This is a genomic window from Candidatus Edwardsbacteria bacterium, assembly GCA_031082425.1.
GTDB lineage: Bacteria > Edwardsbacteria > AC1 > AC1 > EtOH8 > UBA2226.
Window position 1 is genome coordinate 25,943 of sequence record JAVHLB010000009.1, and the last position, 23,872, is coordinate 49,814.

At 55.7% G+C, this 23,872-nt stretch carries 20 protein-coding genes and 1 tRNA gene; all 21 read left to right on the forward strand.

Translation table 11 applies throughout. From position 1 onward, the window contains the following. Nucleotides 1-29: 29 nt before the first annotated feature. The 21 genes from RDU76_09485 to RDU76_09585 all read left to right on the forward strand — a co-directional run bounded on the left by RDU76_09485 (nucleotide 30) and on the right by RDU76_09585 (nucleotide 23,800). Nucleotides 30-302 carry a zinc ribbon domain-containing protein gene (locus tag RDU76_09485; protein MDQ7799154.1) on the forward strand — a complete coding sequence of 91 codons (273 nt, stop codon included), beginning with the start codon at nucleotides 30-32 and terminating at the stop codon, nucleotides 300-302. Further along, a complete protein-coding gene (locus tag RDU76_09490) occupies nucleotides 299-745 on the forward strand; it encodes a hypothetical protein (protein ID MDQ7799155.1) in 447 nt (148 codons plus the stop codon). The genes RDU76_09485 and RDU76_09490 overlap by 4 nt, the downstream gene beginning before the upstream one ends. Before the next feature lie 94 nt (nucleotides 746-839). Next, nucleotides 840-1,769 (forward strand): PorV/PorQ family protein, encoded by a 930-nt coding sequence (locus RDU76_09495; protein ID MDQ7799156.1) that lies wholly within the window; start codon nucleotides 840-842, stop codon nucleotides 1,767-1,769. Further along, nucleotides 1,766-2,125: a DUF2279 domain-containing protein gene (locus RDU76_09500; GenBank protein ID MDQ7799157.1), complete on the forward strand. Its 360-nt coding sequence runs from the start codon at nucleotides 1,766-1,768 to the stop codon at nucleotides 2,123-2,125. The genes RDU76_09495 and RDU76_09500 overlap by 4 nt, the downstream gene beginning before the upstream one ends. A gap of 26 nt (nucleotides 2,126-2,151) precedes the next feature. Then, a complete protein-coding gene (locus RDU76_09505) occupies nucleotides 2,152-2,832 on the forward strand; it encodes a DUF4388 domain-containing protein (GenBank protein MDQ7799158.1) in 681 nt (226 codons plus the stop codon). Nucleotides 2,833-2,882: 50 nt separating this feature from the next. Further along, nucleotides 2,883-4,910 (forward strand): S8 family serine peptidase, encoded by a 2,028-nt coding sequence (locus RDU76_09510; protein ID MDQ7799159.1) that lies wholly within the window; start codon nucleotides 2,883-2,885, stop codon nucleotides 4,908-4,910. A gap of 67 nt (nucleotides 4,911-4,977) precedes the next feature. After that, a tRNA-Asn gene (locus RDU76_09515) sits at nucleotides 4,978-5,052 on the forward strand. A 773-nt stretch (nucleotides 5,053-5,825) separates the two neighbouring features. Further along, the gene (locus RDU76_09520) at nucleotides 5,826-7,625 is read left to right on the forward strand and encodes a hypothetical protein (protein MDQ7799160.1); all 1,800 of its coding nucleotides are present in this window, start codon (nucleotides 5,826-5,828) and stop codon (nucleotides 7,623-7,625) included. Nucleotides 7,626-7,642: 17 nt separating this feature from the next. Beyond that, nucleotides 7,643-9,040, forward strand: coding sequence for a DUF748 domain-containing protein (locus RDU76_09525; protein ID MDQ7799161.1), 1,398 nt, complete (start codon nucleotides 7,643-7,645; stop codon nucleotides 9,038-9,040). A gap of 316 nt (nucleotides 9,041-9,356) precedes the next feature. Next, the gene (locus RDU76_09530; GenBank protein MDQ7799162.1) at nucleotides 9,357-11,618 is read left to right on the forward strand and encodes a sigma 54-interacting transcriptional regulator; all 2,262 of its coding nucleotides are present in this window, start codon (nucleotides 9,357-9,359) and stop codon (nucleotides 11,616-11,618) included. 445 nt (nucleotides 11,619-12,063) lie between these two features. Further along, on the forward strand, nucleotides 12,064-12,213 hold the full coding sequence (locus tag RDU76_09535; protein ID MDQ7799163.1) for a lmo0937 family membrane protein: 150 nt from the start codon (nucleotides 12,064-12,066) through the stop codon (nucleotides 12,211-12,213). Between the two features lie 30 nt (nucleotides 12,214-12,243). Next, a complete protein-coding gene (locus tag RDU76_09540; protein MDQ7799164.1) occupies nucleotides 12,244-12,738 on the forward strand; it encodes a hypothetical protein in 495 nt (164 codons plus the stop codon). A 126-nt stretch (nucleotides 12,739-12,864) separates the two neighbouring features. Further along, nucleotides 12,865-13,071 carry a DUF3185 family protein gene (locus RDU76_09545; protein ID MDQ7799165.1) on the forward strand — a complete coding sequence of 69 codons (207 nt, stop codon included), beginning with the start codon at nucleotides 12,865-12,867 and terminating at the stop codon, nucleotides 13,069-13,071. Between the two features lie 97 nt (nucleotides 13,072-13,168). Continuing rightward, entirely contained in the window at nucleotides 13,169-13,861 is a 693-nt protein-coding gene (locus RDU76_09550) for an OmpA family protein (GenBank protein MDQ7799166.1), read from the forward strand. A gap of 210 nt (nucleotides 13,862-14,071) precedes the next feature. Further along, entirely contained in the window at nucleotides 14,072-16,459 is a 2,388-nt protein-coding gene (locus RDU76_09555) for an ice-binding family protein (protein MDQ7799167.1), read from the forward strand. 100 nt (nucleotides 16,460-16,559) lie between these two features. Further along, a complete protein-coding gene (locus RDU76_09560) occupies nucleotides 16,560-18,377 on the forward strand; it encodes an OmpA family protein (protein MDQ7799168.1) in 1,818 nt (605 codons plus the stop codon). A gap of 123 nt (nucleotides 18,378-18,500) precedes the next feature. Continuing rightward, nucleotides 18,501-19,565 carry an ice-binding family protein gene (locus RDU76_09565; protein ID MDQ7799169.1) on the forward strand — a complete coding sequence of 355 codons (1,065 nt, stop codon included), beginning with the start codon at nucleotides 18,501-18,503 and terminating at the stop codon, nucleotides 19,563-19,565. A 193-nt stretch (nucleotides 19,566-19,758) separates the two neighbouring features. After that, the gene (locus RDU76_09570; protein MDQ7799170.1) at nucleotides 19,759-21,087 is read left to right on the forward strand and encodes an ice-binding family protein; all 1,329 of its coding nucleotides are present in this window, start codon (nucleotides 19,759-19,761) and stop codon (nucleotides 21,085-21,087) included. A gap of 151 nt (nucleotides 21,088-21,238) precedes the next feature. Continuing rightward, nucleotides 21,239-21,502 (forward strand): hypothetical protein, encoded by a 264-nt coding sequence (locus RDU76_09575; GenBank protein MDQ7799171.1) that lies wholly within the window; start codon nucleotides 21,239-21,241, stop codon nucleotides 21,500-21,502. Nucleotides 21,503-21,636: 134 nt separating this feature from the next. Then, nucleotides 21,637-23,412: an Ig-like domain-containing protein gene (locus tag RDU76_09580; protein ID MDQ7799172.1), complete on the forward strand. Its 1,776-nt coding sequence runs from the start codon at nucleotides 21,637-21,639 to the stop codon at nucleotides 23,410-23,412. A 124-nt stretch (nucleotides 23,413-23,536) separates the two neighbouring features. After that, nucleotides 23,537-23,800, forward strand: a complete 264-nt coding sequence (locus RDU76_09585) for a hypothetical protein (GenBank protein MDQ7799173.1) — start codon at nucleotides 23,537-23,539, stop codon at nucleotides 23,798-23,800. Nucleotides 23,801-23,872 lie beyond the last annotated feature (72 nt).

Genomic DNA, 23,872 nt, shown 5'->3' on the forward strand with positions numbered 1-23,872 from the left:
TATACTTATGAGATAACATCGGGAGTTTTATGCCTACCTACGAATATGAGTGCAATATATGCCAGCACCGTTTTGAGCAGTTCCAATCCATAAAGGACAAGCCCTTGAAGAAATGTCCCCAATGCGGCGGCAAGGTGGAACGCCTGCTGGGTGCGGGGGTTGGCCTGTTGTTCAAGGGATCAGGATTTTACATCACTGATAACCGCAGCAGCGAGTACCGGCGGCAGGCCAAATCCGAATCCGGCGGCACCCCGGCAAAAGCTGAAAACAAAAGCGCCACCAGCGAAGGAGGGAAAAAATGAAAAGGCTCGTTTCCATCGTGATTTTTCTCTGTCTGGCTGCCAGCCTGGTTTCGGCCCAGTCCTACAGCGGGATCGCCCTCCCGTCATACAGCAGCCTGTTCAACAATAACCTTATTGACATGAGCCGGCTTTCCATGCGGCAGAGTTTCTCAATGAATTATCTCAGCACCGGCCGGGGCAGCCTGGTGAGCAATCTCTACCGCAATTCCATGAGCTACCGGCTGACCGACAAGCTGGAACTGAACCTGGATCTGGCCTATCGTTTCACCCCGAATCAATTCAACAGCCTAACATCTTTGCAGAACAGCAATAATAATCAGGGAATGCTCCTGCCGTCGTTCGGCATGAAATACCAGCCCAGCAAGAGTTTCCTGATAGAGTTCCAGTATAACCAGGCGGACCCATACTCGTACAATGCCTATCCCTGGAACAGGCGGTTTTAGCAAACAAGCTTTTGGGTTATTAGTAAGGAGTATTGTAACGGAAAATTCAAGGTAGGTAATCACCATTTAACCGGAAAGCTTTTACGAGGCTGTCATGATAAGATATCTAGGCCGTCTGTTTTTAGCCCTGTTTGTTTTTGCCACTGCCGGTAATGTTTTGGCGGAAGTTTATCCCCTGGCCGGGAGCACCGCCATGTCGTTCCTCAAGATCGGGGCCGGGGCCAGGACCGCCGGAATGGCCGAAGCCGGGATCGCCCTGGTGGATGATGCCACGGCCTGTTACTGGAATCCGGCCCGTCTGGCCCAGCTGCCCCGGAAGAACTCGTTCCATTTCCAGCATAACGCCTGGATAGCCGAGACCTCGGTGGACGAGATCTATTACGCCACCGGATTCGGGAAACACCGCCTGGGGCTGGGCGGGCGGCTGTTGTCGGCCGGCGATATCCCCCTCCGGGAGGATATCCCCAGCCTGGATCCCGTGGATTTCTACCAGGCCTATGATTTTTTCGGCAGCCTGTCGTATGCCTTTGCCCCGTCACCGCTGTTGTCAGCAGGGCTGTCCTACCGGCGGCTGTATGAGAAAATCTACCTGAACTCGGCATACGGGCACAGCCTTCAGGCCGGGCTTAATTTCAACCTCCTTAAGGGGGCTCTTTCTCTGGCCGGCACGGCCGACAATATCGGGCCCAGGATGCAGATGGCCGGGAACCTCTTTAAGCAGCCCACCACTTTCAAACTGGGGGCAGCCTATAAACTGCCCTGGATCGTTTATCACGGCAGATTCACTGCGGCGGCCGACCTTGCCAAACCGATCGATGGAGGGTGGCAGTCCAGATGGGGCGGAGAGTTTATATGGAGGGACCAACTGGCCCTCCGGATGGGATATAAGACCGGCCGCGATACCGAGACCTACAGCCTGGGCATGGGCTGCCGGTGGCGCAGCTACGAATTTGACTATGCCTTTGTTCCCAGCCGTTATGACCTGGGCACCTCCCATCGATTTTCTCTGGGCCTGGGATTTTGAGACCGAAGATAAAATTATTCCTGCCTGCGGTCCTGGTGCTTTGTGGTTCTGCTGCTGTTCTGAACGGCCAAACAGCGGAAAAGGCCGGGTTTGCCGACAGCTGGCTGGGGCGGGACAAGCTGTCCCATTTTGCCGTAAGCCTGGCTGCCGTGGGGCTTGCCAATCACTGGCTGGAGGCTGAAAGTGCTGAGCCCCCAGTTCGGGCCAGAAACACTGCGGTGGCCTTTTCCCTGTCCCTGGGGATGGTCAAGGAATTACATGACGGGGCCCAAAAGGGAGATCGTTTCAGCTTTAAGGATCTGGCCGCTGATATTCTGGGGGCGGCCGCAGGGACTGTTCTGTTTACAATCAATTGATTAATATAAAGCAGCGGGTTTTGACAATGGGTTTGGAAGGCAATCTACAGGATTTCGATCTATCCGATATTCTGCAACTGATCCAGATGGGCAAAAAGACCGGGGCCCTGGAGGTCGAAGCCGGCAGAGATGCCGGAAGCATTTTCTTCAATGAGGGCGCCGCGGTCCATGCCATGGCAACCGATATCCGGGGAGACGAGGCGGTCAATCGCATACTGCGCTGGCGGCAGGGCTCTTTTGCCTTCAAGCCCGATGTGACCACCGACCAGCACAGCATCAAGTCCCCGCTCCAGCATCTGGTGCTGGAGGCTGCCCGCCAGATAGACGAGTGGCAGGATATTCAGAAGCTGCTTCCCAGCCTGGATCTGGTCCTGGCCATCGAGGAGAACCCGGCGGCCGGGACCGAGGACATCAAGCTGGAGCCGGCCGAATGGCGGGTGCTGGCGCTGGTGGACGGTTCCCGCAGCATCAACCAAATGATCAAAGAAAGCCACATGGGCGACTTCGAGACCTGCAAGGTCCTTTACGGGCTGGTTTCCTCCGGCCTGCTTAAGCAGGTGGCCAAACCCAAGCCGGTCGAGCCGCCCCCGCCGCTGAAACCGACCCCGCCGGCGGCTGCCAGACCCCAGCCCAAACCGGAAGCGCCCAAGCCCCCGGAACCGGAGAAAAAGGGCATGCTGGGGGGCCTTTTCGGCAAAAAAAAATAGCACCGAAGATAAATTCTTCGGTGTTTTGCCGTAATCTTATCAAAGCAAGCATGAAAAAAATAATTATTATAGGCACCGCCCTGATAACGCTGTCAGCCGCCTTTGTTGCTGCTGGGCAAAGCAAATTGACACCATCCCTGAAAAAAAAGATTGCCGGGGGGAAGCCATCTGATACCTTGCTGTGCTGGGTGTTCTTCGGGGACAAGGGGCCGGCGAAAAATTTTCCGGGGCTTAATGAAAACGCCGTTAAACGGCGGGCCAAGATCGGCCGGGAGCTGTCCTACGGCGATCTGCCGGTCAGCCGCGGATGCCTTGAAGCGATCCGGGGGACCGGGTCGGAGATCCGGGTGATCAGCCCCTGGCTTAACGCGGTCAGCGTAAGGGCCACCGCCCGGCAGGTGGCCCTGATAGGTGGAATTGATAAGGTCGAGAAGATCGACCAGGTGCTTACCCTGAAAAAACCGTCCGAAAAGCCAGCAGCTCCCGGCCTGCTTCCGAAATCAGCCACGGCGGTCGATTACGGCAGTTCCCAGGCCCAGATACAGCTCATGAAAGTGGATCAGCTTCATAAGAAGGGATATTCCGGACGGGGGGTGAGATTGACCATCATCGATACCGGATTCGACCGCTGGCACGAGTCCCTGCTTCGGGTCAAAGTGGCAGCGGAACGTGATTTCCAAAGGGTTCTGGCCGGAGGCGAACCGGATACCATAACTTCCTTTGAGATCGATCAGGATTCGTCCTATAGCCAGACCTGGCATGGCACCGGCATGCTGTCCATCGCCGGCGGATACAAGCCGGGCAGCCTGATCGGCAGCGCTTATAATGCCGATTTCATTCTGGCCAAGACCGAAAGGTACTTTGGCGGCGATTTCCGGCAGGAGGAGGATTGGTTCGTGGCGGCGGTCCAGTGGGCGGCCGACAGCGTGGGCGCCGACATCATCTCCAGTTCGCTGGGCTATAGGCACTGGTCCGACGCCGCCTCATATTCCTATGGCCAGATGGACGGCAAGACCACCCTGAGCGCCATCATCCTTGACAGTGCGGCCGCCCGCGGGGTTTTAGTGCTCAATTCGCTGGGCAATGTCAACACTTCCCTGACCGGCTTAACCGGCCGCCCCGACACCTGCATTGCCACCCCGGCTGATGCTGAGGGAATTTTATCGGTGGGCGGAGTTTGGGCCACCAACATGCAATGGGCCGATCCGGTGGGCTCCAGCGGGGAGAGGGTGACTGGCGCGGCTGCCGGCCCGGCCTCCGACAGCATAAAGATCCTGCCGACCGGCAGGACCGATTCGGCTTATATCAGGCGCATCAAACCCGAGATCGCCTCATCCTGGCAGAATTACTATGCCTACAACGAACCGGATGATGACGGAAATTTCAACCGTTACGCCAGCTCCATCGGCACCTCCGGAGCCACCGTCCTGACGGCCGGATTGTGCGCCCTGCTGCTGGAGGCCCATCCCTCCTGGGGGCCGCAGGATGTCATCAACGCCTTAAAATACAGCGGCAGCAATAAGAACACCGTGGACGCTTTTTTTGGTGTGCCGGAATCATTGGATATTACGCTGGGAGTTTATCCCAATCACAATCCCGGATTTTCCGGCCTTGCCACCGACCATAAGTATTACGTCAGCGACGGCGCAACCTATGATCTTTATGATGTCTACCGCCTGGGTTGGGGGGTCCCGGACGGGATCGCGGCCCTGTATCATTCCGCCCCCGAGATCGTTTACCCGGAAATAGCCTTGCCGGAGAAGGATCAATTGCTTGACCCCTATCCCAACCCGGTCAAAGCCAGCGACGGCGGGGTGTATCTGCCGTTCTATCTGCTTCAGGACTCCTATGCCGTCACCATCAGGGTTTATACCCTGGACGGAAGGATGGTGCGAAAGTTGGAATTGGGAAGCCTTCTGGGGTCTTATCCCATATCGTTCGAACGCGATGACACCCAGAGACCGGCCTTTTGGGACCTGAAGGATGACCGGGGGCAGCCGGTTCCCGGCGGCCTGTACATCGCCCTGATGACCACCGGCTGGAACCAGTCGTCTAAAAAGATCATGGTTTTAAGGTAGTCTTCCTGGGCATAAAAATCTTGACATAACCGCGAAAATAAAATATAATTGACCCTGTTAAAGATATTCCAGCGTAGCTCAATGGTAGAGCTCCCGGCTGTTAACCGGGTTGTTGTAGGTTCGAGCCCTACCGCTGGAGCCAGATCGTATAATACACGGAACCGCTATGTTTAGTGGTTCCGTGTTGCTTTTATAAGTTGCGATGGTGTAATTGATTGAGACTTGCGGTTTGTTAACCATGATCTTCTTTACGATGGTCCGGATGAATGTCTTATGCTCGGTCCGGGTGGTTTATACGGGAAGGCCGGAGGATAGAAGGACTTGATCGGCAACCAAGGGGAAGTTGTATCCCTGTTACCACAGATCCTGCAAAACAAAAAGCCCATAGGCATTATACCTGCGGGCCCTGGTATTTCAATCTGACTCCTCCGGCTGGCGCCGCAAAGCTTGATTTTACGGGATGAGACAAGGATTGAGATGCGGCGAGTGGCTAAGGTTTCATTATAATTGTCTTCATTACATAAGACTTAGATCCGTTAGGGGATCAGATTTTGCTTGATTTTGATTATATTAAACTGTAAAATAAAATAATTCACTTTCACTTGAAAGGCCTATCAGTATTATTTTCAATAGGCACAATTAACGGGGGTACTTCAAAACAAGGTCCAGGTATGATTAATTGACCGTTACTTTAAAATAACCTTTACCAACCAAATGGAAAGAACAATTGAAGTTGGCCCTGAAAAATGTATGCCTATGCCGGCCTGGTCCTGGCCGGGCGGGACAGGCATCACCAGCCCGCCATCGGCATATATTCAAAAGGCAGGCCTGACGCCGGCTCGGCCTGAAAAAACAATGGTTACCAACTGTTCCGTAATCATAAGAAAATGCCGGCCGAGATTTGAAATACTTTTAGTGGTATGTTTAGTGATCGGGCTGGACCTTCAGGCCTTAGCCCAACCCACCTCCTTTAAAGCGGATACAGCCACCGTTTACGGAGACATTGAAACATTTTCAAAAAAATCCAAATTCACCAGGTTTGTCTATGGCCTGGTGTTCAAGCCGGTAGCTTCCAGCCCCGCCAAGAAAAAGCTTCCCCTGCTTTTGCATGTGCCCTATGCCGACTATGAAGGCAAGATCATCCGTGACATTAACATTGTCACCCTGGATCCGTTCGGTTTCTCGGCCAAGGACACTGCGGCCCTGCCCCAGAACATACTGTTTAGGTCGGGGAATGCGCTGCATGTCAAGACCCAGGGAATGACCATCAGTAACATTTTACTTATCCGCAGGAACGAACCGCTGGACTCCTTGCTGGCAAAGGAATCCGAGCGGTTGATCCTCAGCCAGTCCTATGTCCGCGAAGTCGTCTTCTCTTTTACCCCCGCGGGTGAAACGGCCGATTCGGTGGATGTCAATATCCGGGTTTTGGACAAATGGAGCATTTATCTGAACGGCTCGCTTACCTCCTCGCACGCAGCCGCCGGCTTCACTGAAAAGGACTTTATTGGTTTCGGGCATGAGCTGCAAAACAGGTATACCTGGAACCGTTCCACTAAAAAGAATGCCTTGACCGCGAACTATTATATTCCCAATGTCCGAAATTCGCACATCAGCACAGTGCTCCATTATAACAGCGACGAAAACGGGAATTCGGGCAGGAGTGTGGCGGTGGAACGTCCGTTTTATTCCCCCTTTGCCCGGTGGGCGGCGGGATTGAACCTGTCCCAGCAATTTCAAAAAGATGCCCTGGCCGATGCCCTGCCGGAACACCAAAGGCAGGATATAAAATACAACATCCAGGACTACTGGGCCGGGAATGCCAACAGGATATTCAAGGGGAAGACCGAAAATGACAGGACGACGAATGCCATCGTGGCCGGGCGTTATTTACGGATCCGGTATCTTGAGAAACCATATGAAATGCCAGACTCGTTCCATCATTATGCCAACCAGGACCTTTATCTGGCGGGTCTGGGGATCTCGATGCGTAAATACTTCCGGGACAATTATATTTATAATTACGGTGGGGTCGAATATGTGCCGGTCGGGGCGGTCTACGGCCTAACAGGAGGTTACCAGACCATCGATGCCGCCGGCCGCCTGTACCTGGGCTGGCGCACCTCCTTCGGCAATTATCACGGCTGGGGATATTTGAGCTCCACCCTGGAGTACGGGACATTTATCCGGGGAAGATCCTTGGAGCAGGGCGTTTTTGCCGGCGGAGTCAACTATTTCAGCAATCTGCTGGAGACCGGGTCCTGGCGGATCCGGCAGTTCGTCAAACCCCAGGTCACCTGGGGGGCGCATCGATTTTCCTCCGACAGCCTGACCATCAACGATGAGAACGGCATCCGTGGTTTCAGCGGTTCTTCGCGGGGCACCCAAAAGATCGTCTTGACGCTCCAGACCCAATCCTATGCCCCCTGGAACCTGGTGGGATTCCGGTTCGGACCATACCTGACCGGGTCGCTCGGCATGCTGGGCAATGCTGCGTCCGGATTCAAATACAGCCGGGTGTCCTCACAACTGGGAATAGGGGCTTTGATCAAAAACGAATACCTGGTCTTGAACAACTTTCAATTCTCCATCGCGTATTATCCCTCGATCCCCGGAAGCGGTTACAATATCTTCAAGTTCAATGCCTTCCGGACGACGGATTTTGGCTTCAGCGATTTTATCTTCGGCAAACCGGAAACGGTGCCTTTCCAATAAAAAAGCAGGAATTATCGATGAATTATAGTGGCCACCCGGATGACCGACCCCGCCAGCCAGAGGCGGAGAACAGCCGGGGCCATAAGCTGCGCAGGCTGATGACCTATGCGGGCTATGGTCTAGGCGGTGCCGTCTTGGCAGGTGCGGCGCTCCTTCTTATCTTCAATGGAGCGCTGTTGAACGGATATGGGAAAAGGAAGTTGGAGCATAACTATGCCGCAACCCATCCCGGGTCCACACTGCGGATAGGCAAACTGTATTACGTCGTCGGTCCCAACCGCCTGGTGGCCCGATCCGTTACCCTGAGCACGGCCAATTCAACCTATAAGGCCGGGCGGATCTCGCTGACTGGCGTCCGATGGTCGCAGTTCCTTTTGGGAAAGTCTGCTTTGGTCGATGCCATGGCCAACGCCGGCCTGGATGCTTCGAAACTTGATATGGAATTTCTCCGGTCTCGTTATGGGATACGCTGTAAAAGGCTGCAGGCTATGGCGCCTAACTCAGAGTTGACCGCCGAAGGAATTGAGCTTTCGCCTTTGGCCGGGGATGAAGAGATCTGCGCGGCCAACCCTTTTAGGACCACCCGGTACACCGTGACCGTCCCGGAATGCCGGATATCGGGGCTGGACGTCGGGGAAATCCTTCAGGGCAAATCCTACCGGGCCAGGTCGGTCATTTTTATCCGCCCCGCCTTTGACGCTTTTGCCTACCATGAAAAGCCGTCCGGGCCTTTTGTCAAGAGCCCCCTGATGGTGAACCAGGCGCTGGCCGCCATCCGGCTGCCGGTACGGGTCGACAGCCTGAGCATCACCGGCGGCTGGGTGGCCTATCGCGACCGGGTGGCATCCGGAGCCGCGCCCGGAGTGCTGACCTTCACCGAGGTCGATCTGAACGCCGAGGGCATCACCAACCGGGGCCAAGCGGATGATTCCATAGTCCTCCGGGCCCAGGGAAAAATGATGGATGCCGGACTTCTTAAAATGACGCTGGCGATCCCGGCCGCTTCAACAGACCTTTCGTTCAAGTGTTCCGGTTCGCTGGGCGCGATGGACCTGACCCGTCTGGGGCCATTCCTTAGTATTGTGGAGCACTACGACATCAGCTCCGGACGGGTAGAAAGGGCGGAGTTCGAGATCGACGTGGCCTCCGGCCGCGCCCGCGGCAGGGTCAGGGCTAACTTCAGCGACCTGACGATCGCGGTGCTTGACAAAACAACCGGTTCCCAGAAGGGGTTGGGCAACCGCATTGCCTCGTTCCTGGCCAACCAGTTCAAGATCCGGGGCACCAACTCTCCGGAGCAATCAGCTCCGATGAAGGTGGGCCGGGTGAGCTACCGGAGAAAACCAGGGGACACCTTTCTGCAGGTGGTCTGGTATGCCCTGAAAAGCGGTGTTCTGGATGTCATCCATCAGTAACGCGTGACCCGGCAATCAAGCAAAGTATTGCGGCGGCAGGGGCATCAGAGTTTCCCGTTTTAAAGAGGATTCCCAGAAAAAGCTTCATCCCAAAATATCGGGAGAAGCTTTTTTTAGTTGACTTTTACCAAACATTGGGTGTATCATTTATTAGGGAAAAAGGATTCGGTTACGATAATTCAGGATATGACCGATCCAATGGGTAGAGTCCATATTAGGGGCGGGATCTGGCAACCAACAGCGAATACTTGTAATTCTAAGGCAAAATTCAAGATATGGACAACGCGAGCTAAATTACCCAACAGGGGGATGTTCCATGAAAGGTAAGACGGAAAAACAGCTGGCCGATGATTCGGCGGCCAAGCAGGCTTTAGCACTGCTGAAGGATTCGGAGACCCGCTACCGGCGGCTGTTTGAAACAGCCCAGGACGGGATCCTGATCCTGGACGCCCTGACCGGGCGCATCACCGATGTCAATCCGTTTTTGGTGGCCATGCTGGGTTATTCCCACGGGGAGTTCCTGGGCAAGCGTCTTTGGGAGATCGGCCCTTTCAAGGATGTTCCGGAAAGCCGCCGGGCCTTTCTGGAATTGCAGAAGAAAAAATTCATCCGCTACGAAGACCTGCCTTTGGAGACCAAGGATGGAAGGGCCATCCAGGTGGAATTTGTCAGCAATGTCTATACGGTCGATCACACCAGGGTGATCCAATGCAATATCCGCGACATCACCGACCGCAAGCATCTGGAACTGCAGGCCCAGTCCATAATCCAGACCGCCATGGACGGATTTTGGATCACCGATAGGCAGGGCCGCTTTCTGAACGTCAATGACGCCTATTGTAAAATGACAGGGTACCGCCGCCGGGAACTTTTAAAAATGAACATTCAGGATGTGGACGCCGGCGAAAACAAAGAAGATACCGCCGCTCATATCCGCAAACTAATAGAGACGGCTGTCCCGCTGAATCCCCCCTCAGCCACCACTGCAGCCAGAGAGCTGCAAAAGAACGGCCGGGTCGCCGCCAAATACCGGCAGCGCCACTCGGCCAAGGGGGGGGCGCCGGACTATAAGATAAGCCATGAAAGGTTCGAGACCAAACACCGCTGCAAGAATGGCGGGATCATTGATATCGAGTTCAGCGCCAATTATACGGACATCGACGGAGGACGTTTTTTTGTTTTCCTGCGCGACATCACCAGAAGCAAACAGGCCGAAGCCGAGATCAAGCGGTCGGAGCAGAAGCTCCGCACCATCTTTGAGGCGGTCCCCTGCACCATCCTGATAATGGACGATCAGTTGACCGTAATGTCCATCAACGAGGCAGCCCAGCATACTTTTGGCCTGTCGGAAACCGCCATCGTCAACCGCCGCTGGGGGGACGTGCTGCGGTGCACCCATGCCGAGGAGACCCCCGAGGGCTGCGGGTCCCTGGAAATCTGCAAGAACTGCCAGATCAGCAACACGGTCCTAGGGGCTTTGGCGGGCCGGGCAACCCAGCGGGTCAGGACTAATTTTGAGTTCTTCATCGACGGACACATCCATAAACGGATGTTCTCCATCAGCGCCGCCCCGGTAGAATACGAGAATAGGAAAATGGCGGTGCTGACGGTGGAGGACATCACCGAAGTGTCTTATTTGCGCCAACGGCTGAGGATAGAACATTCCTTTGCGGGCATACAGGGCCGGGATGAAAAAATGGTGGAATTATTCGACACCATCAGGGAACTGGCAGAATCCAACGCCCCGGTCCTGATCCTGGGCGAGAGCGGGACCGGCAAGGAACTGGTGGCCTCGGCCCTGCACAACGAGGGCCCGCGGCGGCAAAAACGGTTTGTGCCGGTAAATTGCGGCGCCCTGCCGGACGGCCTGCTGGAAAGCGAGCTGTTCGGCCATTGCAAAGGGTCCTTCACCGGCGCCATCCGCGATAAAAAAGGCCGGTTTGAACTGGCCGACGGGGGCACCATCTTCCTGGACGAGGTGGGCGATCTGAGCCAGGCCATGCAGGTTAAATTGCTGCGGGTCATCCAGAACGGCTCCTTTGAACCGGTGGGCTCCGAAAAGACGATAAAGGTGGACGTCCGGGTCATCAGCGCCACCAACAAGGACCTGGCCCAGGAGATCAAAGCCGGGCGTTTCCGGGAGGACCTGTTTTACCGCCTCTCGGTGGTGCCGATCAAGATGCCCCCGCTGCGGGAAAGGCTTAACGATATCCCCATTTTGGCCGAGAGCTACCTTGACTGGTCGGCAAAAGAATCACAAAAGGAAAAAGCAACCCTGACCCAGGAGGCACTGGATATTCTGATGGGGTACCATTGGCCCGGCAATGTCAGGGAATTGCAGAACGTCCTGCAATTTGCCTTAATCAAATGCCGGGGCAAGGTCATCTCCCCGCAATACCTGCCGGCAAATATCTTCCCGGCCGATAAACGTTCCAAGAAACGCAGGAACCGCCAGGGAAAACTTGACTCCAAAACAGTGGAAGCGGCCCTGGAAGAAACCCAGGGCAATAAATTAAAGGCCGCCAAACTCCTGGGGGTCAGCCGGGCCACCATCCACCGGTTCCTGACCCAAAAGTGAAGGCGAGTGTCTCATTTAGCCAAAGTGTATCATTTAACGCTAATGATACAGATGATATGATTCGATGACCGATACTGGGCTCTAAAAATCAAAGATACCCCATGGAAAGGGCTTGTTTTGCCGGAATAGGCAGGACGGGCCCTTTTTTATTGGCCAGGGCCGGGAAGAGTGTCTCATTAACGCTAAGGGACATGATACACTTTAGGGTGCTGCTCAGGCGTTCATTTTATTTATTTTCAGGCAGGCATCAGGCTCCGGTTCAAGGGCATAGGATGTCACCTGCCGAGTATCTTTTGTCCCGCCGATGATGTGGCACGGAATAAGCTGCTATATAACAATGTTGGACAATTCTGCCGCAGGATCAGCTCAGGGCATTTGGGTGACCGCCAAATTGCGGCAAAAATTAGAATTATTTTGTAAACCGATAATATGAAAGGAAACTAAGATGCTGTTCATCATCGCCACTATAATGGTAGTTTTGTGGTTGCTGGGGCTGGTCACTTCCCATACCATGGGAGGTTTGGTCCACATTCTTCTGGTCATAGCCGTCATTGCCGTCCTGATAAGGATCATCCGCGGCAACAAAATACTGTAACCTACAACAACATCGAAGGGAGCACCCCCCATGAGATCGTTTCTTTATGCCGCCATCACCTTGGTCCTGTTTCTGACCGCCACCGGAGCCAGCAGCCAGGAACGCCGCTTTGGTCTGGGGATAATCATTGGCGAACCGACCGGGCTCAGCGCCAAACTGTGGACATCGAACCGCACTGCCCTGGACTTCGGCCTGGGATGGTCGCTGGGCGGGGATCGGATCTCCAAGTATGACGGCTATTATACCGGCGAGAGCCGGATCCACTTCCACATGGATCACCTGTGGCACTCATTTGATGCCATTCGCTCAAGCGAGCGGTTTCCGCTTTATTACGGGATAGGCGGGCGCATCAATACCGGGGCCGGGTACAAGAACTCGGCTGCCGTCCGCGGGGTGCTGGGCATTCTGTGGCTGCCTCGCCGGACGCCGATCGACGTGTTTCTGGAGCTGGTTCCCGCGCTGCAAGTGGTGCCGTCAACGGGCTTTGGCATAGATGCCGGTCTTGGGGTCAGGTATTTCTTTTAACCCGGGCGGAAGTTTACCGGCCAAGTTTGATTGCACCCCTTGACCGGTTCGACCCATAACCTGCTGCCTATCCTAAAGCGGCCCCAAGCCGCTTTGATCGCCGTAATATTTTAAGGAGCATTACAAATGTACAAAGTTCTTTCAATTGCCCTGCTGGCCGTAGGGATTTTGCTGATCGTTTGGGGCGTCAGGGCCGGTGATTCCTTCAGTTCTGATGTCTCAAGATTTTTTACCGGCTCACCCACCGACAAAACGGTCTGGATGCTGATAGGCGGATCGGTCGCTTCCCTGGCCGGGCTTTTCGGCCTGTTCTTCAGCCCCAAGAGGAAATAAGAACGATGGAAACTTTCGCCGGCTTTATATATTCGGCATTGGAGAAATGCGATCCGGGTCATGGTAGACCACCAAAATCGATCAACGAGGTATCAAAATGAAAGCAATATTGACCGTGGTGATCGTTCTGGTCATGCTGTTGGCCGGCAGCTCGTATTATTTTTACTTTAACGGCCGAAACGAGCTTGAGGCTGCGCGCAACACAGTCACGGATCTCACCTTCCAGGTCGATGCCCTGGAAGCGCAGAGGATGGAATTGGAGCGGGAACTCGAGGCCAAGATAGCCGTCATTTCCCTGAAAAAGGAGGAGGAGATCGCCCGGCTGAAAGGCACTTACGAAAAGCTGACCGCGGACATGAAGAATGAGATCCAGCAGGGCCAGATCAAGATCACCCAGCTGGCCGACCGTCTGTCGGTAAGCATGGTCGACAAGATATTGTTCCCATCGGGCGAAGCCGAATTAACGCCGGAGGGCATAAAGGTGCTGGAAAGGGTAGGCAACGTTCTGAAAAACACCAGCAACAAGACCATCCGGGTTGAGGGTCATACCGACAACGTGCCGATACACCCCCGCCTCCAGAAGCAATATCCCACCAATTGGGAGCTTTCCACGGCCCGGGCGGCAAATGTGGTCCGTTTCCTTCAGGAGAAGGTCGGCATCGCGCCGGAGCGGATGCAGGTCATCGGCCTGTCGGAATACCAGCCGGTGGCCAGCAATAAAACGGCCTCCGGCCGCAGCAAGAACCGTCGGATAGAAATAACCCTGCTGCCGGAGCAGGACGGCAATTGACAGGGGCTGCAATTATACGGCCGGGGGTCATGGCCGTTGAATCTCCGCAAGCACTGCTAAACAATGAATTTTATAAATAGAAGAAAGGAAAGGAAGCATATTATGCCTGATCAAAAATATCACCCAAGCGATATTTGAGCTGAAAAAATGTTTAGGCCCCAGAGCAACAAGCATCAGAGAAAGAAACTAATACAAAGAGGAGTCAGGATCATGTCTACCAAAACAGTCAGAAGGAAGGGCATAACCGCAATGTCCATTGCGCTTATGGCTCTGGTAATGTGTGTTACCAACGGCTACGGCGCCACCCCGGTGGATCTGGGAACGGCCGGCAATTTCGCCATCCTGGCAGAGTCTGGAATTTCAACCACTGCCGGCAGTTTAATTGCGGGAAACATCGGAGTAAGCCCGGCCGCCGCAGGTACGATCACCGGACCATTCGGGCTGGTGATGAGCCTCGACAGCACATATTCGACGTCATCTTTGGTGACCGAGAAAGTCTATGCCGCCAATTACAAGGAGCCAACCCCGACCGACCTGGGAGTGGCGGTCGGCAACATGGTAACCGCGTACGGAGTAGCTGCCGGACGCACCCCGGATTCCACCGAACTGCACTCTGGAATTCTCAGCGGGCAGACACTCTACCCCGGCACCTATTTTTGGAGCTCCACAGTACTGATAAACGATACCCTGACCCTGGCCGGAGACTCCAACGCCGTCTGGGTATTTCAGATAGCGCAAACCCTAACCCTGGGCAGCGGCGCCATGATCAAATTGAGCGGCGGCGCCCAACCCAAGAACATCTTCTGGCAGGTGGCCGGCCAAACCACCCTTGGTACATACTCCGATTTCAAGGGGATCATACTGGACGCCACTGCCATCGTGATCATGACCGGCGCGGCCTTTAACGGCCGGGCTTTGGCCCAGACCGCGGTGACCCTGGACGCCGTGGCTTTCACCGCCCCGGTCACAGTAGATACCACCGCCCAGGACACCCTGCCGCCGGTAGTGGCTGTGGTCGCGCCCAACGGAGGCGAGACCTGGAACACCGGCTCCAGCCACCTGATAGTTTGGAGCCAAAGCGACAACGTCGGCGTGACGGAGAGCGAGGTGAGCTACTCCACCGACAACGGGGCCAACTGGGACCTGATCTGGACCGGGCTCGACACCAGCTACAATTGGATGGTGCCCAACACCCCCAGTACATTTGCCCTGGTCAAGGTGGCTGTCCGTGACAGCGCCGGCAACAGTTCGGCGGATACCAGCGATGGCGTATTCACCATCAAAGACAGCATCCCGCCCACGGTGATCTCCACCGATCCTCCGAATTCCACCATAGACGTGTCCATCTACACCAAGATCACCGCCACCTTCAGCGAAGCCATGGACTCGCTCACAATTGACACCCTGACATTCACTTTGATGCAGGGGATGACACCGATTGCAGGTGTGGTGAATTATGCTGACAGCATAAAGACGGCGACATTCACTCCTTACAGCAATCTGGATACCAACGCCGTTTACACGGCCACGATCACGACCGGTGCCACCGATCTGGGCGGCAACGCGCTGGATAGCGCCTATGTCTGGAGCTTTACCACCGGCATGACGACCAATCGCGTTCCGGTAGATTTGGGTTTGGCCGGTAATTTCGTGATCCTGTCAAAAGCCGGAATTTCAACCACCGGAACCACCCAAATAGTGGGAGATATGGGGGTGAGTCCAATCGCCGCGACGGCTATAACCGGGTTTGGCTTAATTATGGCCGCCGATAGTGCATATTCGACCTCAGCCCTGGTGGACGGTAAGATATATGCCGCCGATTACAAGGTGCCAACTCCGACTTACGTGGGTACGGCCGTCAGCAACATGGAAACCGCGTTCACCGACGCCGCCGGACGGACATTGCCGGACTTTACCGAACTGCATGCCGGGAACCTTACCGGAAAGACCCTGGTCCGCGGCCTGTATAAGTGGAGCACCGGGGTCCTGATAAACGCCCCGGGCGTCACTTTAACCGGCGACTCCAATGATGTCTGGATATTCCAGATAGATGGAACCCTGATCGTGGGCAGCGGAGCCATTGTTTACTTAAGCGGCGGCGCTCTGGCCAAGAACATCTTCTGGCAGGTGGCCGATCAGACCACCCTGGGATCAACCACTCAATTCAAGGGTAACATATTGGACTATACAGCGATCGTGATGCAGGACGGAGGAACTTTGGACGGCCGGGCGCTGGCCCAGACCGAGGTAACATTGATAGGCAATACCCTTACCATACCCACCGGCGTAGAACAGCCGATAGAAGGTCTCCTGACCTACGGCAAGCTACAATTGATGCCCTGCTGGCCCAACCCCAGCTCGGGCCTGGCAACCATCAGCTATGCCCTTCCCCGGTCCGGCAATATCTCGCTTAATATTTACGACATCCGCGGCCGGCTGGTAAACACCCTGGCCCAGGGACAAAAACCGGCCGGGTCTTATAACATCACCTGGAGGGGCAACGACCGCCAGGGAAGAAGGGTTTCGTCCGGGGTATACATTTACCGGCTTAACTATGAAGGGACCAGCCTCACCAAGCGGTTAGTGCTGGTAAGGTAAACAGCGGCAACCGGCACCAAAACAATAAATGCAACAGCGCCTGCGGGGGCAAAGAATCCCCGCAGGCTAAAAACAACAACCTAAAAAAGGAAAGAACCAAATGAAACGCCTAATCGCATTAGTCGCGCTGATAGCGCTGGCGGCCGGGATGGCCTCGGCCTCGCCAACCATCTGGGGCAGCAGCGGGATGTTTCGGACCATCAGCGCCCAGAACGCCGGCCCGATGAACTTCGGGATCGGAGCCTATCTGTACGCCTGGAAATGGGAAGACGACTCCACCGCCACCAGCCTTAAAAACGGGGCCATGGACATGGCCATCAGGCCCTCCGGCTACTTCAGCATCAACGACATGTTCGAGCTGTCAGCGGGCACCAACTACCTGATGCCTTCCAGCTACGTTGAGATAGGCGGGACCAAGTACACCTATAACCCCAGCGGCTTGGGCAACACCCGGGTGGGCTTGAAAATGTCGATACCGGCCGGCGACAAGATGTGGCTGGCCGCCTATTTCGGCTATGACATCTCCACCGTGGCCGACACCTTCAAGACCGCACCGTCGGGCCGCGTTTACAATGGCGGCATCGACGCCCGGATGCTGGCCGACCGGCATTTCGGCCAAGACGGCCGCGGCTGCATCACCTTCAACGCCGGCATGTATTATAAGCTGGACAAGATGCATGCCTCGGCCACCGACAGCACCGAGGTCAACATCTATCCGAACATGTCGCTGCCGTTCGGCATCGGTTTAAGCTACGACATGGGATACCTGACCCCCTATGTAGGGTTCAGCGCCGAATACATGATGGACACCACCAAGTATCCCAAGCCCGGCAGCACCACCGGCGAGCTGATCGAATACGACGAATTGAACAACCCCACCTGGGCGATCTTCGGCCTGAGGTACTATGTCGCAGGCTTTAACATCACGGGGGGCGGCGAATACAACCTGCGGACCGACGTCCGTGAGGCTTTGCCCTTCTTCCGCGGCGGCGAGCACTGGCATGCCATCCTGGGCCTGCACTATGCGCCCAAGGCGGAAATAGGTCCGAAAATCCCGGCCACCGGTATAATAACCGGCAAGGTGACTGATAAGGCGACCGGCAAAGGGATCCTGGCCATCGTATCGGCCGGAGGAATCGCCGCCAATAGCAACCCGGCCGGCGAATACCGGCTGGAAGGGGTCGCCATCGGGAAAGCCCCGGTGGAGATCAGGGCCGAGGCCAAGCTGTACCTGCCCGGTAGCGCCGCGGTCCAGCTGACCAAAAAGAACCGGAAAATTCCGGCCATCCAGGACTTCGCCCTGGCCCTGGCGCCCATACCGCCCAGCGAGGTCTCCGGCAACGTCATGGACTACAAGACCGGCAGTCCGGTGGTTGCCACTCTGTCCTTCAAGGATTCCACCGGCAAGTACCAGACCACCAAGACCGACTTCAAGGGCGCCTTCAACATCATGTTGAACCAGGGCGAGTACCACGTCCAGGCCGGAGCCGACGGGTATTACCCCAAGAGCCTCACCCTGTACCCCGTGGGCGGCGCGCCGCTTGCGAAGCAGACCATATACCTGGTCAAGATCGGCGAGAAGTATAACTTCACCGACATCAACTTCACCGTTGGAAATGCCCAGCTCGGCCCCAATTCCGCGCAGCTTCTGGAATCCATAGCCAAGTTGCTGAGGGATAACCCGGAAGTAAGGGTGGAGATCGGCGGGCACACCTCCAGCCCTGGCACCAAAGCCTATAACCAGAAGCTATCCGAAGCCCGGGCCAACGTGGTTCGCAACGCCCTGATAGCCGACTATGGCATCAGCGCAGACCGGTTGACTCATATTGGCTACGGCGAGGACTACCCGGTTGCCACCAACAGCACCAAGGCCGGCCGGGCCCTTAACCGCAGGATGGAAGTCACGGTAATAAAGTAGCCACGGATCAACAGTCAAAAGCAACTTTTAACAAGGTCCCGCCCCCCCAAAAGGGGGCGGGACAAGGGACAGCTTTTAGGCCACAACGTCCAAGCGCTGTGCCCCAAAGAAAGAGGCAGAGTTATGTCAACAAAACCAGTCAGACGGCAGGCCATGACCGTAATAACCATGGCGGTTATTGCGATGATACTGGGCATTACCAATGGATACGGCGCCACGCCGGTGGATCTGGGAAAGGCCGGTAATTTTGTGATCCTGGCCAAGACCGGAATATCGACCACCGCCGGCACCCAAATTATGGGAGATATTGGAGTGAGTCCAGCTGCCGCCGGCGCCATAACCGGACCATTTGAATTAACCATGGATACCTCGGGCAAATTTTCCACCTCACCATTGGTGGACGGGAAAGTTTATGCTTCCGATTATGCGGTTCCTACCCCGGCATACCTGGACTCGGCGGTCCTTGACATGCAGGCCGCCTATACCACCACCGCCGGATTGACTCCGGATTCCACCGAACTTCACGCCGGTGACCTCAGCGGGCAGACCATTTACCCCGGGACATATTACTGGAGCTCCGCGGTCCTGATAAACGGCGGCGTCACCTTGTCGGGCGGTGCGGATGACGTCTGGATCTTCCAGATAGCACAAACTCTGGGAGTGGGCAACGGCGCCATTGTTACCTTAGGCGGCGCCGCCCAGGCCAAAAACATCTTCTGGCAGGTGGCCGGCCAGACCACCCTGGGAACGTCCTCCGATTTCAAGGGAACCATATTGGACATGACGGCGATCGTGATCCAGACCGGCGCAACAGTGAATGGCAGCGCCCTGGCCCAGACCGCGGTGACATTGGACGCCGTGGCCATTACCACAGGGGTAGAACAGCCGACGGGAGGCGAATTGGCCATCAATAAACTGCAACTGATGCCCTGCCGGCCCAACCCGGTTTCGGGGTCGGCGATCATCAGCTACGTTCTCCCCCGGGCCGGCAATGTCTCGCTTAATGTTTACGATATCTGCGGCCGGAAGGTAAACACCCTGGTGCAGGGTCAAAAGCAGAGCGGGGCTTATAACATCATCTGGAGAGGCAGCGACAGCCAGGGAAGAAGGCTGTCCTCCGGTATTTATTTTTACCAGTTGAATTATGAAGGGACCAGTCTTACCCGGCGGCTGGTGCTGTTGAGATAAGAACCTCAGCTGGCGAGAGAGTTACGGCAGCAATATAAGTGTCCGAAATAACCCACACCCTACCGGTGGATCGCTTATATACCAAAGGAAATTATCAAACAAAGTCCCGCCGCTTTAATAAGCGGCGGGGCAAGGCACAGCACTCCGCCCGCCGAGCGCATACTGCGTCCCAATCAGAAAGAAGTGTAAAACCATGTCAACAAAGACCGGAAGACGGCCGATCATAGCCGCAATAACCATGGCCCTGGCGGCCCTGGCAATGGGCATTACCAATGGCTACAGTCAGCCGGTAGACCTGGGAACGGCCGGCAATTTTGCCATACTGGCAAAATCCGGCATATCAGCCACCGGAACCACCATTATCAATGGTTCCATCGGAGTGAGTCCGATAGCAGCCAGTGCCATAACCGGATTCGACCTGACCATGAATGCCGACAGCACCTATTCGACATCATCCCTGGTGACCGGGAATGTCTATGCCGCCAATTATAAGGAACCCACTCCGACCGAGTTGACCGCGGCCGTCAGTGCCATGGAAGCCGCATACACCAATGCCGCCGGCCGGACACCGCCGGATCAGGTCGGATTAGGCGCCGGGAATATCAGCGGGATGACGCTGGTTCCCGGTATTTATAAATGGGCTACCGGGGTTATCATAAACGACAGTCTGATTCTTGAGGGAGGCGCAGAAGATGTCTGGATATTCCAGATAGGCACAACTCTCAACGTCGGCAGCTATGCCGTCGTTCATTTGAGAGGCAGCGCCCAACCGCACAATATTTTCTGGCAGGTGGCCGGCCAGACCACCCTGGGAACTTACTCTCAATTCAAAGGAACGATACTTGATGCCACGGCCATAGTGGTAATGACCGGAGCAACTTTAAGCGGCAGGGCCCTGGCCCAGACCGCGGTAACATTGGACGCAGTTACCATGCCCTTGGCAATAGAGCTGTCGGAATTTGCCTGCCAGAGCGTAAGCAAGGGAATAACTTTAACCTGGAGGACCGCCAGTGAGATCAACAATAACGAATGGCTGATAGAGCGCTCATTTGGCCAGGCCGAAGATTTTCTTAAGCTGGCTTCTGTCTCGGCCGAAGGATCCCCCTTCGGCTGCCAATACAGTTACACCGATACTTTGGTGCTTCCCAATTCCACCTACTACTATCGTCTGGGGGATAAGGATCTAAGCGGCCAGATAACCTGGCACGGTCCGGTGATGGCGGTTAGCGGCGGTCTGGCCCTCAATAAACTGCAGCTGATGCCCTGCCGGCCCAACCCGGTTTCGGGGTCGGCGATCATCAGCTACGTCCTCCCCCGGGCCGGCAATGTCTCGCTTAATGTTTACGATATCTGCGGCCGGAAGGTAAACACCCTGGTGCAGGGTCAAAAACAGAGCGGGGTTTATAACATCATCTGGAGAGGCAGCGACAGCCAGGGAAGAAGGCTGTCCTCCGGTGTTTATTTTTACCAGTTGAATTATGAAGGGACCAGTCTTACCCGGCGGCTGGTGCTGCTGAGGTAGCTTATTAAATAGACACAACCAGGAATGACGATACGTCCGGTTAATGGTAATGTGCCATTATGTACCAGAGACGACAATCACGGATCTCTCCTGTGACAGAAATTCTGGAGGTCCGGTTATAAGCTGACAACCGGCTTAGATAGGATTAAATATGGGTAAAGTTAAAATCAATGAGCATTTGGATGTGGTGCTTGACCTGGTCGAGCACATGGTCCAAGTGGCCGATCAAGGCATGGTGAACGATACGGACGATAACGGGTTTTACTTGCTTTATGGCATTATCTACGACAACGCGTATATCATCAGGAAGGCGGCCGAAAAGGAATATAAGGCCCGCAATTTGGAAATACCGACCAGACACATCAAGCCCGCCAAAGTAACGGCTGACCAAGAGGAACAATCTCCAGTGGTATAAAAAATACTCAATGAATTATACCTCGGGAAATAATCAGATATAAAAAAGGCCCGCCAACTGCTCATAAAGAGCGAAACCAGGCGCAGCCGTCCGCCCACCGGGCTGAAACTGCGCCCCAAATAGGAGATAGAACCATGTCAACAAAAAAAGGCACCCGGCAGGTCATAACCGTAATAATGCTCAGTCTTATTGCGATGGCCGTGGGTGTGGCGACCAACGGCTGCGGGCAGAGGATCACCAGCCCCGTTGCCGTAACGGCCGACACCACACGGCCGGCGGTGAATTCCACCAACCCGGCCAACCTTGCCACCGGCGTGTTGCTCAACCGTCAGATCACGGCCGCCTTTAGCGAGGCCCTGGATCCGGCCACCGTCACCGCCGCCACCTTTACTTTAAAACAGGGGGCAACCGCCATTTCGGGAGCGGTGTCCTATGCTGCCGCAGGCGCCACGGCCACCTTTGATCCAACCAGCAACCTGACAGCCAGCACCGTTTATACGGCCACGCTGACCACCGGGGTCAAGGATCCGGACGGCAACACGCTGGCCAGTAACTATGTCTGGACGTTTACCACCGGCACAACCACCGACATCACTCCGCCAACCATCAGCTCCACCGTCCCGGCCAATGCAGATACTGGTGTGGCGCTGGGCGGGAACATCGCCGTCACCTTCAGCGAAGCGATGAACCCGGCCACCATCACCTCCGCCACCTTTACCTTAAAACAGGGGACCACGGTCATTTCCGGCGCGGTGACCTCCCTGGGCGCGACCGCCACCTTCAACCCGGCAGCCAATCTGGCGGCCAGCACCCTCTATACCGCCACCATCACCACCGGGGTCACCGATCTGGCCGGCAATGCAATGGCCAGCACCTATGTCTGGACATTTACCACGGGCACAACGGCGGACACCACCAGGCCCACAGTGGTCTCCACCATCCCGGCCAATTCCGCCACCGGTGTTGCGGTCAATGCCAACATTTACGTCACCTTCAGCGAAGCAATGAATCCGTTGACCATCACCGCTTCCACCATTACTTTAAAACAGGGAACCACGGTGGTCTCCGGCGCGGTGACGTCTCCCAGCACCACCACCGCCGCCCTTAATCCCGGCAGCGACCTGGCCAACAACACCACCTATACGGTCACGGTCACCACCGGGGTCAAGGATCTGGCCGGCAATGCAATGGCTGTTGCCAAAGTATGGAGCTTCACCACCATCGCTGCGGGCACGGCCGGACCGCCGCCGGTTGACCTGGGCACCGCCGGCAATTTCGTGCTGCTGTCAAAAACCGGGATTTCGACCACCGGGTCCGCCTCGGTGGTGGGTAACATGGGCGTAAGCCCGGCCGCCGCCAGCTATATCACCGGATTCGGGCTGATCATGGATGTCTCTAACACATTCTCAACCTCATCCCTGGTGACCGGAAGAGTCTACGCCTCCGACTACTACCCGCCCACTCCCGCCAATTTGACCACAGCCATCAGCGACCTGGAAACCGCTTACACCGATGCCGCCGGCCGGACCAACCCCACTGCCACCGAACTGGGAGCCGGTAATATCACTTCGCTGACACTGGTTCCGGGCCTTTACAAGTGGAGCACCGGCGTTCTGGTAAATGCTCCCGGGGTCACGCTCAGCGGCGGGGTGAATGATGTCTGGATCTTCCAGATAGCCCAGGATCTCACCATCGGCAGCGGCGCCATCATTACCCTGAGCGGAGGTGCCCAGGCCAAGAACATCTTCTGGCAGGTGGCCGGCCAAGTGACCCTGGGAACGACCGCCAACCTCAAGGGGATCATGCTGTGCCAGACACTGATGAGCATGGAAACCGGTTCAATATTCACCGGACGGGCGCTGGTGCAGTCAGCGGTGACCCTGGATGCCGCGACCGTTACCGCTCCGTAGGGCAACGGGCAAATGACCTCCCGGTATCTCTGAAATACTGGGAGGTATCCCAAAAAGGGAAAACAACGAGCGGCCGGGTCATCAAAGGCTCGGCCCTTGTAACATAACAAGGAGGTAACGACAAATGGGTATTGAATGGTACCGTGACTTGAGCATAACCGTCCTGGGATTTGTAGCTGCGGCGGTGCTCATTTTTGCTTCGGTAATGTTTTACCAGCTGCGTTGCGAAACCAAGTCAGCGCTGCAGTCGGTCAAGGAGGCATCCGAGAGCGTCAGTGACACCGTGGCCATGGTGCAGGAAGGCCTTCGGCCGCTGCTTCCGGTATTGGCATTGATCCAGGGCCTGCTGGGGGGAGTCAAGAATATCGGCAGAATATTCAAAAAATAGAAAAGATAAAGGATCCAAAACCATGAAACGCAAAGGTTCAAATAACAGGCATCGGCCATACAGCCGTTTAAG